Annotated in this window: 16 protein-coding genes; 10 read left to right on the top strand and 6 right to left on the bottom strand. The window is 70.3% G+C overall.

What is annotated here, in order from left to right; all coding sequences use genetic code 11:
- Positions 1–64: 64 nt before the first annotated feature.
- From QP090_RS00385 to QP090_RS00395, 3 genes are all read left to right on the top strand, one after another.
- On the top strand, positions 65–985 hold the full coding sequence (locus QP090_RS00385) for a hypothetical protein (protein ID WP_285936380.1): 921 nt from the start codon (positions 65–67) through the stop codon (positions 983–985).
- A gap of 110 nt (positions 986–1095) precedes the next feature.
- Entirely contained in the window at positions 1096–1782 is a 687-nt protein-coding gene (locus QP090_RS00390; protein ID WP_285936381.1) for a nucleoside triphosphate pyrophosphohydrolase, read from the top strand.
- Between the two features lie 77 nt (positions 1783–1859).
- Positions 1860–2627, top strand: a complete 768-nt coding sequence (locus QP090_RS00395; RefSeq protein ID WP_285936382.1) for a GNAT family N-acetyltransferase — start codon at positions 1860–1862, stop codon at positions 2625–2627.
- 160 nt (positions 2628–2787) lie between these two features.
- On the opposite strand, the gene QP090_RS00400 is transcribed toward QP090_RS00395, so the two are convergent.
- The 3 genes from QP090_RS00400 to QP090_RS00410 form a co-directional block, all read right to left on the bottom strand.
- Positions 2788–3378, bottom strand: coding sequence for a DUF4291 domain-containing protein (locus QP090_RS00400; protein WP_285936383.1), 591 nt, complete (start codon positions 3376–3378; stop codon positions 2788–2790).
- 159 nt (positions 3379–3537) lie between these two features.
- The gene (locus QP090_RS00405) at positions 3538–4206 is read right to left on the bottom strand and encodes a response regulator (protein WP_285936384.1); all 669 of its coding nucleotides are present in this window, start codon (positions 4204–4206) and stop codon (positions 3538–3540) included.
- Complete coding sequence (locus QP090_RS00410; protein WP_285936385.1) at positions 4203–5420, bottom strand: sensor histidine kinase; 1218 nt, start codon at positions 5418–5420, stop codon at positions 4203–4205. Before QP090_RS00410 ends, QP090_RS00405 begins: the two co-directional genes overlap by 4 nt.
- 166 nt (positions 5421–5586) lie before the next feature.
- Here QP090_RS00410 and QP090_RS00415 point away from each other — a divergent pair, with 166 nt between their 5' ends.
- The 3 genes from QP090_RS00415 to QP090_RS00425 are packed head-to-tail and all read left to right on the top strand — an operon-like array spanning position 5587 to position 8113.
- Positions 5587–6549, top strand: coding sequence for an ABC transporter ATP-binding protein (locus QP090_RS00415; protein WP_285936386.1), 963 nt, complete (start codon positions 5587–5589; stop codon positions 6547–6549).
- Entirely contained in the window at positions 6549–7325 is a 777-nt protein-coding gene (locus QP090_RS00420) for an ABC transporter permease (RefSeq protein WP_285938535.1), read from the top strand. The genes QP090_RS00415 and QP090_RS00420 overlap by 1 nt, the downstream gene beginning before the upstream one ends.
- A gap of 8 nt (positions 7326–7333) precedes the next feature.
- Positions 7334–8113: an ABC transporter permease gene (locus QP090_RS00425; protein ID WP_285936388.1), complete on the top strand. Its 780-nt coding sequence runs from the start codon at positions 7334–7336 to the stop codon at positions 8111–8113.
- 115 nt (positions 8114–8228) lie between these two features.
- Here QP090_RS00425 and QP090_RS00430 read toward each other — a convergent pair whose 3' ends face one another.
- Positions 8229–8606 (bottom strand): HPF/RaiA family ribosome-associated protein, encoded by a 378-nt coding sequence (locus QP090_RS00430; RefSeq protein WP_285936389.1) that lies wholly within the window; start codon positions 8604–8606, stop codon positions 8229–8231.
- Positions 8607–8669: 63 nt separating this feature from the next.
- Entirely contained in the window at positions 8670–9068 is a 399-nt protein-coding gene (locus QP090_RS00435) for a PPOX class F420-dependent oxidoreductase (protein WP_285936390.1), read from the bottom strand.
- A 519-nt stretch (positions 9069–9587) separates the two neighbouring features.
- On the opposite strand from QP090_RS00435, the gene QP090_RS00440 reads away from it, so the two are divergent.
- Positions 9588–10454 carry a Sco1979 family transcriptional regulator gene (locus tag QP090_RS00440; RefSeq protein WP_285936391.1) on the top strand — a complete coding sequence of 289 codons (867 nt, stop codon included), beginning with the start codon at positions 9588–9590 and terminating at the stop codon, positions 10452–10454.
- Positions 10455–10457: 3 nt separating this feature from the next.
- Here the strand turns inward: QP090_RS00440 and paaI are convergent, their stop codons facing one another.
- Complete coding sequence (gene paaI, locus QP090_RS00445) at positions 10458–10970, bottom strand: hydroxyphenylacetyl-CoA thioesterase PaaI (RefSeq protein WP_349666461.1); 513 nt, start codon at positions 10968–10970, stop codon at positions 10458–10460.
- A gap of 84 nt (positions 10971–11054) precedes the next feature.
- On the opposite strand from paaI, the gene QP090_RS00450 reads away from it, so the two are divergent.
- The 3 genes from QP090_RS00450 to QP090_RS00460 all read left to right on the top strand — a co-directional run bounded on the left by QP090_RS00450 (position 11055) and on the right by QP090_RS00460 (position 13373).
- Entirely contained in the window at positions 11055–11456 is a 402-nt protein-coding gene (locus QP090_RS00450) for a nitroreductase family deazaflavin-dependent oxidoreductase (protein WP_285936392.1), read from the top strand.
- Positions 11457–11678: 222 nt separating this feature from the next.
- Positions 11679–12695: a phosphotransferase enzyme family protein gene (locus QP090_RS00455; RefSeq protein ID WP_285936393.1), complete on the top strand. Its 1017-nt coding sequence runs from the start codon at positions 11679–11681 to the stop codon at positions 12693–12695.
- Positions 12696–12782: 87 nt separating this feature from the next.
- A complete protein-coding gene (locus tag QP090_RS00460) occupies positions 12783–13373 on the top strand; it encodes a TetR/AcrR family transcriptional regulator (protein ID WP_285936394.1) in 591 nt (196 codons plus the stop codon).
- Positions 13374–13439: the final 66 nt, after the last annotated feature.

The following is a 13439-nucleotide window of genomic DNA, read 5'->3' on the forward strand; positions in this document are numbered from 1 at the left end:
TCCGTGGCCCCGGTCGAGCCTTGATGGCACACGCCGTTCCGGCGACCGGCCACAGGAGGCTCGCATGTCCGTCACGTTCACCGTCCCCGACAAGATCACCACGAGCTTCGTCGTCGCCACCGATTCCGATCCGGGTGAGCTTCCGTCCGCGGTCCGGCACAGGCTCACGGGCCCATTCGCGAAGGCCGCGGGCGAACGCCTCGGCACGCCCCAACTGGAGATCACCGGCTTCCGCGCGGCCGGCTCCCCCTGGAATCTCGACAGCGTTGTCGGCGCCGACCTGGAGGAGGCGGGCAGGGCCAGGGAGGCCGGTCGGCACATCGGCGTCACCGCGACACTCGAGGTCGCCGACCTCCCTTTCGGGGTACAGGTCGCGCGCTCGGTGACCCGGGCGATCGCCGCGGCGGTGTCGGGAATCCCGGTCGACCTCGACACGGGCCGGGTCCTGCGGGCGCGGCCCGATCCCCGCGACGCCGAGGCCACCGGCTTCGTTTTGGCCGACGACTGGTTCTGCGCCCGGGCGCCGCTCTCTCCCACCCGGGGCCAGTGCACGGCGGACGAGGAGGAGATCAATGGATGCGCCTGTGTCGAGCTCACCACCCGCGGGCTTCGCCGGTTCGGCATCCCCGAACTTCGGATCGCCGATGTAGCGTGCGCGCACGACCTCGCTGCGCTCAACGTTCTGCGGACGACGGCGCAACGGCTGCTGCCCCACGGCACCCGCCCGGGCGAGCACACCACCGGCCCCGTCCTCTCATTGGCGGGCAGCGACTTCTCCGCCTACTGGGGCAGCGGCGAGCCGATGTGGGACGACGGAACCGTCCCCGTCCACCTCTCACAACTGGAGCCGCTCCTGTTGGGAGTGGGGCCGCCCGCCGACTTCCCCGACACGATGAACGACTGGCTCTGGGACGACCTCCCGCCCATCCTGTACGAGCTGCTCAGCTGCGATCCCGACCCGGCGCACCTGAGCTTCACCCCGTGAGCGGCCGCGGCCGGCACCCGTCGAAGACTGCCTGCTCGGACCGCCGGCGCATCGAGGGCCAACTGCGGAACCGGTGTGCCCTTCGCCGGGGCTGACTAACGTCGGCTGCCATGGACGACGATGAGGCACCTGGCTCTCTGGCGAAGGTACTGGCGGACGTCGCCGAAGAACGGGCGGCCCAGGACCGGCTGTTCGGCGTGCAGGAGTTCCCCGACGGCAGCGGACCCGAGTACACCCCGCTGGCCGAGAAGGCCAAGCGGGAGTGCGCGACCGCATCGTCGCGCGGGGACCTCACCTGGAGGCACGTGCTCACCGAGGAGTTCTACGAGGCGCTCGCCGAGTCCGAGCCGGGTCCGCTGCGGACGGAACTCGTCCAAACGGCGGCGGTGGCGGTGAAGTGGGTTCAGTCGATCGACCGCCGCCAGGGGGCGGCCGTCCACCGGAGCGGCCAGCACGGCAGGCACACCGAGAAACTGGTCCGTGACCGCATCCCCGAGATCATCCGCGCCGCGGGCAGGGAGGCCGATTCAAGGATCGCGGCGCCGGGCGAGCATCGAGCCCTGCTGCGCGCAAAACTGTACGAGGAGGCCGGCGAGTACGCGGCGAGCGGAGACCCGGCCGAGCTGGCCGACCTGCTGGAGGTCGTGCACGCACTGGCCGGCCTGCATGGCTTGACGCCCACCGATTTGGAGGAGCAGCGGGCAACGAAAGCCGCAGAACGCGGTGGATTCTCCGCTCGTCTCGTCCTGCGGCTTCCTCCACCGGAGAACGCCTCCGAAGCCGACCAGCGTGACTGACAGTGTTCGAGAGGGGGCTCTTGATGCAGCAGTATCTGTAGTGTCCGGGACCTGCCGGGTCCTCGGAGGAGGTGTGCGTGTCGGTGCAATCTGCCCAGAGCGGTTCGGCGATGGTGAGAGGCCTGCAAGAAAGGGCGGCCCGGGCCCTTCCGGCGGAGCGCGTCGAGGAGGTCGAAGGGTGGTGGCTGCGCCATGCTCCGAGCTGTGCCTGGTGGGTGGGAACGGTGCTGCCGCATGGCGGTGCCGGGACGGGCGAACTGATGGGCCGGGTCGTCGAGGCCGAGGAGTTCTACGCCGGTCACGGCACGGCCGCATGGTTTCAGATCACCCCATCGGCGTGTCCGGAGGAACTCGACGCGGTCCTGGCAAAGCGCGGGTACCGCCGGGAGAGCTTGGCGTCCTTACAGGTGGCGCCCATGGCGCGTGTCCTCGAGCAGGTGCCGGCAGGCTCGCTGCGGGTCCGGTTGGAGAACCGTCCGACACGCGCCTGGTTCGAGGTCTGGCACGCTGTGAACGGTCATGGCGGGGAATGGGACATGCTCGGTCGTGTGGAGCGGCCGTCCGCCTACGCCTTAGCGATGATCGGAGACGATGTCGTGGCGGTGGGCCGCGCGGTCGCCGACACCGGCTGGGCGGGAGTGTTCGGTATGGCCACCCTTCCCCAGGCACGCGGGAGGGGCGCGGCCCGCAGCGTGCTCGCCGCGCTGTCCGGTTGGGCCGGCACGCACGAATCCGACCGCATGTACCTCCAGGTGGAGCGCGACAACATCCCTGCTCTCCGGTTGTATGAGCGCGCGGGATTCAGCGAGATATGCGGATACCACTACCGGACGGCGGAAGGGTGAGCCGCCGACTCTCTCCCGGTCGGAGTGTCGTCACAGCCATTTCGTTCACGCAAACGATGTGCAGGTCGCCTCGGGAGGACGGTGAGCTCGTCGTATCTGCACTCGATCGCCGGTCGCGCTCGAGCCGGTCGATCACGCGATCCGCAGCGCCACCGGTCGGTCAACCGGCGCCGATCCGTCCGGCCAGCTCGGCGTTCAAAGGGTAGACGCGCTCAGGTGGAAGGAGGTCCTTCGCCTTCGCGGTCCGGCCGTCCTGGACCAACCTGTGGATCTTGCGCACGAGCGGCGTACGATCCTCGATCCCGAGAATCCAGTCATCGACGTACCGGTGGACGATGTGCCGGCTCAGCCCGATCTGGATGCTCCGGGCCTCCCGCTTCTCTCCGCGCAGACTGCGCTCCGGGTCCCACTGCACGTGGACGACGGCCTCGGCGAACCGCGCCCGCCACTCGTCCTTGGTGCGGAAGACCCGCCGGTCCGGATCGGTCGGCACGGCCTGGGCAAGCGCCTCCTCCCAGCCGGACCTGCTGATCCGCACAGCAAGGATCATCTCCTGCCCCGGCCGGCGGGCCCAGTTGCTCCGTGCCATCAGCCAGAGGAACGACGGTTTGACCCATGTCATCCGGCCACGGGAGAACGGCGGGACGAACGTGCCGTGCTCGACGGCCGGTCGGCCGATCTCCGGCCGGTACGCCTGGTAGACGGTGATCGCGTCGCGGTCGTACTCGGCGCGGATCTCGCGTGTCCCCATCACATCGGCTCCTTGATCAGAGGCGTTCACCGTGCCCGAACGCGCCCTCGTGATCAATCGGATTTCCACGGTCGCGGCCCCACTGCTGTGGCGTTCCACCGTTGCGCTGCCCGCCGGTGCGGTGCCGCTGCACGGCCACGCGGCCGGGACGCTGCGGGGTCAGCGAGGGCGGACGAGACCGGTCTCGTAGGCGGCGATGACCAGCTGGGCGCGGTCGCGGGCGTGGAGCTTGGCCAGCAGGTGCCCGATGTGGGTCTTCACCGTGGCCGGGCTGAGGCACAGGTGCTCGGCGAGTTCAGCGTTGGAGAGACCGCGGGCGATCAAGGTGAGCACTTCGCGTTCGCGGCCGGTCACCCCGTCGAGGCCCGGTGGCGGGGCGGGCACGGGGCCGGGGCGGCGGACGAACTCGCCGATCAGTCGGCGGGTCACACTGGGAGCCAGCAGCGCCTCACCGGCCGCGACAACGCGGACGGCCGACAGCAGGTCGGCGGGTGGGGTGTCCTTCAACAGGAAGCCGCTGGCGCCCGCGCGGAGCGCCGAGTACACATACGCGTCGAGGTCGAACGTGGTGAGGATCAGCACCCGGACCCCGGGCACGCCGTCCGGACCACAGATACGGCGCGTCGCCTCGATTCCATCCATCTCGGGCATTCGTACGTCCATGAGCACGACGTCGGGCCGCTCGCTCCCGGCGAGCGCGACGGCCTCGGCCCCGGTGCCGGCCTCGCCCACGGTCGTCAGGCCCGGCGCGGTCTCGATCAGGATGCGGAAGCTGCCGCGCAGAAGCGCCTGGTCGTCGGCGACCAGGACCCGGACCGGTTCGGTCACTCACCACTCCCCGGCTCGTACGGCAGGCTGGCCGACACCGCGAACCCGCCCTCCGGCCTGGGGCCCGCGGTGAAGGCACCGCCGTACATCATGACGCGTTCGCGCATGCCGATGAGCCCGTGGCCCTCACTCGGCGCGGAACCGCCCGGCAGTACGCGCACGCCCGGGCCGTCATCGTCGACCTCGATACGCACGCGCTTTCCGTCCGATTCGACCAGGACGCGGCAGTGTGCGGGGGCGGCGTGCTTGACGACATTGGTCACCGCCTCTTGGACGATGCGGTACGCCGACATGGCGACGCCTTCGGGCAGGTCGGCGGCGCTCAGCCGGAGGTCCACCCGAACGCCGGCCATCGCGGCCCGTTCTGCGATGCCCGCCAGGCCGGCGAGGCCCGGCGCCGGTGCGAGGTCGGCCTCAGGGGTGACGACGGGGGCGTCCCCCGCCCCGGAGTCGTCCCCAGGGGCGGTGCGGAGGACTCCGAGGAGATGCCGCATCTCAGTGAGCGTGCTCCGGCTGGTTGACTCGATGACGCGCAGCGCGTCCAGCGCCTCCTCTGGCCGGGCCTCCGCGACATGTACGGCGACGCCCGCCTTGACCGCGATCAGGCTCATGCTGTGCGCGACCACGTCGTGCAGTTCGCGGGCGATCCGGAGCCGTTCGCCGGTCACGGCGCGGTCGGCGAGTTGCCGCGCCGAGTGCGTGGCGTGTGCGCGACGTTCGCGGACGGCGCGTCCGAGCGTCCACGATCCGCCGAGGACCGCGAGACCGAGCAGCACCATGATGGTCTGCTCGGCCTGCCAGTCCTTGGGGCCGGCGATCGCGCCCCCGAACAGCACGAGCACGCTCAGCCCCCCGATCAGCGGCGTCGGGATCCAGCGCCGGCGGGGCGCGGTGAGCGCGACGGGGTAGAGCGCGTACGCGAGGGCTGCGAACGCCTCACGCGGCAGCTGGAGCGGCAACGAGAGCAGAGCCATGACGAATACCGCGACGAGCACCGGGACCGGCCACAGGCGCCGTACGGCGAGCGGCAGACCGGTCGCCGCCACCACGAGGGACTCGATGGCGGCCGGTGCGGGCCCGGCGCCGCGGTCCGGCCGTCCGGCGAAGCTCAGGAGGAGCAGGGTGCAGAAGACGGCGACGGCGGCGTCCAGGCCGATCAGCTGACGTCCGGTGAGCCGCCGGAGGAACGGGGAGCGCAGCTCGGGATCGTTCACGCCCCGACCGTATCCGCCCCGGTCCGGGGCCGCCTCGGAGCGGAGGACGTCAGCCTCTGGTCCGAAGCGCGGACGGGGGGCGACGCGATGTCCGCCCTGGAGGCGAGGCATGGGGCCAGCCCTCCATCCGATGCGCCGGGACCCGTCGCGCAGCACCGTTGACGGCATGATCGAAGTACATGAGCTGACCAAGCGCTACGGGGGCACCGTCGCCGTGGACGGCCTGTCGTTCCGAGTGAGGCCCGGGTCCGTGACGGGCTTCCTCGGTCCGAACGGCGCAGGCAAGTCGACGACCATGCGCGTGCTGCTGGGCCTCGACGCGGCGACCTCGGGCGAAGCGCTGATCGACGGAGGCCGCTACCGGGACCTGCGCCGCCCGATGCTCTCGGTGGGTGCGCTGCTGGACGCGGGCGCGGTGCACGGTGGGCGCAGCGCGTTCGACCATCTGGGCTGGCTCGCGCGCAGTAACGGGCTCGGGACCGCGCGGGTGGCGGCGGTCCTGGAACGCGTCGGGCTCGCCGGGGTCGCCCGCAAGCGCGTCGGCGGATTCTCCTTGGGGATGAGGCAGCGGCTCGGGATCGCGGCGGCGCTGCTCGGCGATCCCGGCGTGCTGCTGTTCGACGAACCGGTGAACGGCCTGGACCCCGACGGCGTGCGCTGGATCCGCGAGCTGATGCGGACGCTCGCGGCCGAGGGGCGCACGGTGCTGATCTCGAGTCATCTGATGAGCGAGATGGAGCTCACCGCCGATCAGCTGGTCATCATCGGCCGCGGCCGGCTGATCGCCGACACCTCGGTGCGGGAACTCGCCGAACGGTTCCGCCGCGGCGTGCTGGTACGGACGCCGCGTCCCGCCGACCTGATCGGCGTCCTCACCACCGCAGGCGGGATCGTGGACACGACCCCCGTCGGGGTGGGCGTACGCACTGACGCCGGGAACGCCGCGTTCACGGTGACGGGGCTCGACGTCACTCAGATCGGTGACCGTGCCGCCGCCCACGGAATCCCGCTGTACGAGGTAACTCCGCGGAGCGCTTCGCTGGAGGAGGCGTACATGGAACTGACGGCTGCGGACACCGAATACGGCGCGCTCGGCAGGACGCCGGCAGCGGCCAGGGGCGACGCGTGATGGTCGACGTCCTCGCGTCGGAGTGGCGGAAGCTGCGTTCAGTACGGTCGACCCTGTACGTGCTCGGTACGGTCGCGGCGTTCCTGCTGCTGTGCGCCCTGTGGTGCTGGTACCTGCGTGGCTACTGGGACGGGCTCACGCCAGAGCGCCAGGCCCATGCCAAGGCCGCCGCCGCTGCACAGCCGCTGCTACTGGCTCTGCCAGTGTGCGGCACGGTGCTCGGGGCGGTCGCCATCACCTCGGAGTACGCGACCGGCATGATCCGCGCGAGTCTGGCGGCGGTCCCGCGACGCGGGACGCTGTTCGCGGCGAAGGCCGCTGTTGTGGGCGCTCTGATGCTCGGCGCGGGCGTGGTGAGCATGGCCGCGGCGGCCCTCGTGGGCGAGGCCATCGTTGGGAAGAGGCCGATACCCGCGTTCGAAATGCCGCTGGCCGACCAGGCGGCCCACGTGCTGAGCTTCGGGCTGCTGACCGCCGCCACGGCGCTGATGGCGTTCGGTGCCGGCGCGGTGCTGAGATCCACCGCAGGGACCATCTCCACGTTGCTGGCCCTACTGCTGGTACTGCCGCCGGTGCTGAACCTCCTGCCCGGCCCATGGGGCGATCGACTGTGGGCAGTGCTGCCCGCCAGCCTCGCCGAGCAGATGGCCTTGGCACCAGGTGCCAGTCCCGATTCCGGTCCCTTGTCTCCAGCGGTGGCTTGTGGGGTGCTCGTCGCGTACATCGCGGTCGCGCTCGGCGCTGGGGCGTTCTCGTTCATCCGGAGGGACTCATAAAAGCCAGTATGGCAACGGTGGTCGCGGCGGAGTGGTGGAAGCTGCGCACAGTCAGGTCGACGTACTGGATTCTCGCGATACCCGCCGCGTTCGTAGGCCTGATGACGCTGCTGGCAGTGCAGGTCGTGCACATCTGGGACGGGATGACTCCAGAGCGCCGTGCCGAATTCGGCATGAGCTCGCTGGCGGACCAGGTCATCTGGGTGGCCGGTCCGTGCCTAGCGGTTCTGGGCGTGCTCGCCGTCACCTCCGAGTACCGCTCCGGGATGATCCGCGTGAGCCTCACCGCCGTCCCGCAGAGGCGGACGCTGCTCATGGCGAAGGCCGCGACGATCGGGGCGGTGGCCCTCGGCACCGGGCTGACGGTCGCACTCGCGACCTTCTTCATCACCCGGGCGATCGTCGGCGACCGGCCCATCCGCGGTCAGTCGCCCTCCATGTCCGGTGAGCTGCCCGGTGTGGTCGTGGGCGGCGCCTCGGTCGCCGTCTACGCGCTGCTCGGGCTCGCTCTCGCGGTCCTGCTCCGGTCGACGGCGGGGGCGATCGTGTCGATCGCGTTTCTGTGGCACATCCTGCCGGTCATCGTCGTGAACGTGCCTGCACCATGGGACGCACGAATCGGCTCGGTCATGCTGAGCGGGCTGGCGGCCCAGGTGACGGGCGACACGGGCAAGGGCTCCATCTACGGGACGCTGCTGCCACCGGGCGCGGCGCTCGTCATCTTGCTGGCCTACGCGGTTGTGCCTCTCGCCGCAGCCGCGTACACGCTGGGCCGCCGCGACGCGTGAGGTCGCCCCCCGCCACCAGATCCCGCCCGTCCCGCCCGTCCCTCCGCAGCGTGCATGACACTGCGGCGGGACGGCGTGCCGGGATCTGGTGGCAGCGGGAGCACCGGACGCCCGGTCAGCCGGCTCGCAAGAAGGCCGCACGAACCGAGAGGCGATCCTCGAGCAGTCCGATGGCTTCGGGCAGGTCAGGTGCGGCGGCCTGGGCGCGGACCCTTCCGCCGTCGAAGTCCACGATGGCCTGGACCAGAGCGGGACGGGGCAGGGAGGCATCGGCCAGGACGCTGAGGGTCACCCTGATCGAGGTGACCTCGGCGGAGACCTCGGCCAACGCCCCACGGACGGCCCGCCTCGCGGCATCTCTCACGGCCTCGGGGACGTTACCCGAGGTCAGGAACCGGATCTCGGGCAACGCACGAATGGTCGAGTTCATGTTCTCCCCCAGGAGCGCTGTTACGGTCGTCCTCCACCGGCGCCGCAGCGTCACCGCGTGCACGGCGCCTCCTGTTGGAGACGTCCGGCCCGCCCCCGGGTTCACCCCGTCCAGACGAGAGCTTCGTCACTGGCCGCCGCTGTACAGGACGTGATCAGGCGTAATGCGGACGGTAACGCGCTGCTCACCGGGCTGGCGGCCGGGGTAGCTGTCGACGCCCAGGTACTTCTTGGCGAGTGCGTCGATGTCGGCGTCCGCACCTTCGGTGTCCAGACGCGCTGAACCGGAGACGCTCACCCAGTGGAACGGGTCCTCGGGGTTGAGGAGGGAGACCGATACCCGCGCGTCCTGCCGAAGCTGCTTTTCCTTGGCACGTCCGATCGCGGTGTTGAAGTAGACGTCCTCACCGTCCAGGTCGACCCACACGATGGTCCCGTGGAGCGAGCCGTCTGGGCGCACGGTCGTCACCCATGCGGGGATCGGGCGGCGGAGTAGTTCCTTGGCCTCGGCGGAGAGTTCGCTCATGGTGATGTCCTCCTTGGTTCGGGCGGCATGGTGCCTCCGTAACGGAACCAGCCTTCCAGGCCGGCTGTTCCCGCGACTTCGGCGACCTGGCCGAATTACTGTCCGGAGTCGCACCAGGCCATTATCCGGAGCTCCACTTGACACCAAAAACAATAAGGATCTACGGTGGCGCGGCCGGACAATCGCCGCAAAAGAGCCGGAGTCGTCCCGGCACTTCCCGCACCGCCCGCGGCCATCGTGAACGGCAACGGCCACGACCACCGGGTCACCTTTCGATCGGGCACAGGCCACGGTCCGGTCATCGGCCGTACCGCCACAGCCGAAGACTTCCCATATCATGAATACCGCACTCTGGCGAAGACGCTTTATTTCATACTCCACAAAACAGTGAAGCGATCCTCTAGCATGGGGCGGTGCCGTTCCGCCCATGCGCGGGCCCGTCGACTGGCTGGTGACCTCTTGCCCCAGGATGCATCTGCCCCAACACCTCCGGCCGAGGATGAACCGGCCGACGGTCGATTGATCGACATCCCGCGACGCGGCGGCCCCACCGTCCTGCGCATCCTGCTCGGCGCGCAACTGCGCCGGCTGCGGGAGGAGCGCGGGATCTCGACCGAGCAGGCCGGCTACGAGATCCGCGGCTCGCACTCCAAGATCAGCCGGATGGAGCTGGGCCGCGTCGGCTTCAAGGAGCGCGACGTCTCCGACCTCCTCACCCTCTACGGCGTCACCGCCGCCGAGGACCGGGACCCGCTCCTGGAACTCGCCCGCGAGGCCAACACCCCGGGCTGGTGGCACCGCTACGGCGACGTCCTGCCGAGCTGGTTCGAGGTCTACCTCGGCCTCGAAGAGGCCGCTTCACTGCTGCGGACCTACGAGCTCCAGTTCGTGCCCGGCCTCCTACAGACCGAGGACTATGCCCGCGCGGTAGTACGGCTCGGTTTCCCCGACTCCTCCGAGGAGGAGGTCGAACGCCGCGTCGCGCTGCGCAAGAGCCGCCAGGAACGCTTCACGGCGCCGGGCGCGCCCACTCTGTGGGCAGTGGTGGACGAGGCCGTGGTGCGACGCCCCCTCGGCGGACGCGAGGTGATGCGCCATCAGCTCGAGCAGCTCATCTCGATCTCCGAGCTGCCCAACGTGACCTTGCAGATCGTCCGGTTCGGCGCCGGTGGCCACGCCGCCGCCGGCGGCCCCTTCACGATCCTGCGGTTCGCCGAGCCGGGCCTCTCCGACGTCGTCTACCTCGAGCAGCTCACCAGTGCCCTGTACCTCGACAAGCCGACCGACGTCGACATCTACATGCGGGCGATGAACAACCTGTGCATCACCGCCGCCCGCCCCGACGACACCGGCAGCCTCCTCACCGAGGTGCTCCGCGAAATGTGACCCTCACGAGGCGGCCCCGGTTTCGGCCTGCCTCTGGGGAGACGGCCCTTCGGCCGAACCGGCGTTCTTCGCTTCACCGGGGACGCCGGGCGGCAGCACCCGCTCGTCGCGGCTGCGACTGTTCCCGCGGAACTCGGCGATGACGCCTCCGTCCTGGACGCGGCGCACGGTCACGTCGTAGACCCCGCTTCTGCCGTAGCGGGTGCGCTCCACGGCGGTCGCCTCGAGCACGTCGCCGGTACGCGCCGGCGCGACGAACACCACGTCTGCGGCAGCCGCGACCGTGACGGTGTCATGGGTGTTGCACGCATAGGCGAACGCGGTGTCGGCCAGCAGGAACAGATACCCGCCGTGCGCGATGTCGAAGCCGTTCACCATCGTCCCGGTGAGGGTCATGCGCAGACGCGCCCGCCCCGGTGCGATCTCGGCGATCTCGATGCCGAGATGCTGTGCCGCCCTGTCTCTCGCATACAACGTCTCGGCGCATCGCCGCGCCAGTTCCGCCGCGTCGCTCATCCAGCCAGCGTATTGATCTGTTCGGGCTTGGGAAGGTCCTTCCTGTACGCAACATCGTCCAGCAGCTTGGGAGAAGGAGAGCCGATGCTGTTCGGCAAGGAGCACGTCAAGCGTTACCAGGAGACCGATGGAGCCGAGGGGCACGACTGGCAGGGCACTGTCACACTCCTGCTCACCACCACCGGACGGCGCAGCGGCGAGCCGCGCACGACGCCTCTGATCTACCAGCAGGACGGTGACGCCTACGTCGTCGTCGCGTCCAAGGGCGGCGACGAGGAGAACCCGCTGTGGTACCTGAACCTTCAGGCGAACCCGGAGGTGCGGGTTCAGGTCCTCGGCGACAGGTTCACCGCGCGCGCCCGTACCGCGACCGTGGAGGAGAAGCCGGCACTCTGGAAAAAGATGGCGGCGATCTGGCCGTCCTATGACGAGTACCAGCAGAAGACCGGCCGGGACATCCCTGTGGTCGTCCTCGAGCGTGTCTAATCGCGTCCCGACCGGTGTCCGGCTGTCGGGGCGCCGGCCGGGCGGCCGGCCCGGCGCGCCGCACGGTTCCCTTTCGCCGCGGACGCCGGGCCGTGTAGCGTCCGTTGGGAACATCCGTTCGACCTGCCGTCCATCTGAGGCCGCCGAGGTGCCAAGGTGCCCATGTCACGAAATGCTCGCGACACTGCTCCTTGCCCGCCGCGAGTACTACGGCGCTGGGGTATGGAGGACGGCGGCGCGGGCGAACCAGTGGAGGTGCCGTCCGGTTCCGCCCGCCGCTGCTGGCGGGCCGACACCGCCGAGGGACCGTTCTTCCTGAAGGAGTACGAGAGCCTCGATAGGCGGCGAGTCCTGTTCCAGCACACCGTGACGTCGTCGCTCGACGCAGCGGGGTTGCCGGTGCTCGCACCGGTCCCGGCTCGTGGCGGACGCACCCTGGTCACCTCGGGCGGACGCGGGTACGTGCTGTACCCATGGGTCGCCGGGAGGCGCCGAGGCGGGCTCGAGCTGACGTTCGGCCAGTGCGAGGGGCTCGGTGAGCTGCTCGGCCGCCTGCACGCGGAGATGGACCGTCTCACCGATCCAGTCCAGCAGAGCATGCTGGTTCCCACACCGCGCGCCGCGGAGGCGGTCGCCGTCATCGACCGCATGCTGGAGGCGCTTCCCGCAGACGGGAACGACTTCGCCGCGCTGTCCGGCCGGCGTCTGCGGGAACGCCACTCGCTGCTGACCGGATTCGCCGACCATCAGCCTCCTGAGATGGAGGTGAGCACGGTCAGTCACCTGCACGGTTCGTTCCACGCCGGGCACCTGCGCTACGGCGGATCGGGGAACGTCACCGCCGTCCTCGGGTGGGGCGGGCTGACGACCGGGCCGGTCGCCGGTGAGCTGATCCGGGCCGCGGCCCGGCTGTTCGCCTGCGAGAACGAGCGGGGCTTGGACCTCGACCGGGTCCAGGCGTTCGTGCGCGGACACCGCGCCGCCTTCCCGCTCGACGCCGGCCAGATCCAGTCGGCCGTGCACCGTGAATGGTGGGAGCGGCTCTGCGACGTCACGCCGTTGCGGCACCGCTATCTCGGCGAGGAAGAGCCGGGCGAGCGCGGTTCGCAGGGCGCGGCGGCGCTCGTGGCGTGGTGGTCGTCGCAACTGGAGCGCACCCTCGACGTCTTCGCCGCCCCGTACACCGACCGGACCACGTCCTCCGCGGGCCCGCCCGGCGGCAGCCCGGCGTTCGGCTGACCTGGCCATTCCCACCTAAATTTGGAGATAGCACCCTCTTGTGCACTCTAACTTGACCGGACATTACAGATTGGCTAGCGTCCTCCCATGGCGCGTACAAGGGAGTTCGACACCGGTGCCGCGGTCGCCGCGGCGATGGACGTCTTCTGGGATCGAGGCTATGAGGCGACCTCGATCCAGGACCTGGTGGAGGCCACGGGCGTCGGCCGCGGCTCGCTGTACGCGGCGTTCGGCAGCAAGGACGGGCTGTACGAGGCCGCACTGCGGCACTACGCCGCGCACTCCACGGGACGGATGGCCGAGCGGCTCGGCCGCGAGGCCCCGGTCCGCACCGTGCTGCGCGATCTGCTGTACAGCGTGGTGGAGGACATCGTCGCCAATCCTGGGAGGCGCGGCTGCCTGATGACCAACACGGCGGTGGAGCGACTGCCCCGCGATCCGACTGCGGGTGCGATCGTCGGTGCCGCGTTCGACCGGGTCGCCGAGTCGGTAACGGCCGCCCTGCGGCGCGGCCGGGCCGCCGGCGAACTGCCGCCGGACACCGACCTGACCGCCCTGGCCGATCTGTTCACCACGGTCATCCAGGGACTGCGCGTGCAGGGCAAGACCGGCGCCGACCGGCGCCGGCTGATCACGGTGGTCGACGCGGCGCTGAAGGCCCTGCCCGGTCCGGGGTAGGCGCCCCCGGGGGGCTGGTCGGGCACGCCCCGCCAAGCCGTCCGGGCACCCCTATCTTTAACGCAC

Origin of the sequence: Actinomadura xylanilytica (assembly GCF_030283145.1) — a bacterium.
Classification (GTDB): Bacteria; Actinomycetota; Actinomycetes; order Streptosporangiales; family Streptosporangiaceae; genus Spirillospora; species Spirillospora xylanilytica.

Excerpts from the sequence above, each read along its gene's own strand:
- QP090_RS00385 (WP_285936380.1), top strand. The coding sequence starts at position 65 with ATGTCCGTCACGTTCACCGTCCCCGACAAGATCACCACGAGCTTCGTC.
- QP090_RS00390 (WP_285936381.1), top strand. The coding sequence starts at position 1,096 with ATGGACGACGATGAGGCACCTGGCTCTCTGGCGAAGGTACTGGCGGAC.
- QP090_RS00400 (WP_285936383.1), bottom strand. The coding sequence starts at position 3,378 with ATGGGGACACGCGAGATCCGCGCCGAGTACGACCGCGACGCGATCACC.
- QP090_RS00415 (WP_285936386.1), top strand. The coding sequence starts at position 5,587 with ATGATCGAAGTACATGAGCTGACCAAGCGCTACGGGGGCACCGTCGCC.
- QP090_RS00420 (WP_285938535.1), top strand. The coding sequence starts at position 6,549 with ATGGTCGACGTCCTCGCGTCGGAGTGGCGGAAGCTGCGTTCAGTACGG.
- QP090_RS00425 (WP_285936388.1), top strand. The coding sequence starts at position 7,334 with ATGGCAACGGTGGTCGCGGCGGAGTGGTGGAAGCTGCGCACAGTCAGG.
- QP090_RS00435 (WP_285936390.1), bottom strand. The coding sequence starts at position 9,068 with ATGAGCGAACTCTCCGCCGAGGCCAAGGAACTACTCCGCCGCCCGATC.
- paaI (WP_349666461.1), bottom strand. The coding sequence starts at position 10,970 with ATGAGCGACGCGGCGGAACTGGCGCGGCGATGCGCCGAGACGTTGTAT.
- QP090_RS00450 (WP_285936392.1), top strand. The coding sequence starts at position 11,055 with ATGCTGTTCGGCAAGGAGCACGTCAAGCGTTACCAGGAGACCGATGGA.
- QP090_RS00455 (WP_285936393.1), top strand. The coding sequence starts at position 11,679 with ATGGAGGACGGCGGCGCGGGCGAACCAGTGGAGGTGCCGTCCGGTTCC.
- QP090_RS00460 (WP_285936394.1), top strand. The coding sequence starts at position 12,783 with ATGGCGCGTACAAGGGAGTTCGACACCGGTGCCGCGGTCGCCGCGGCG.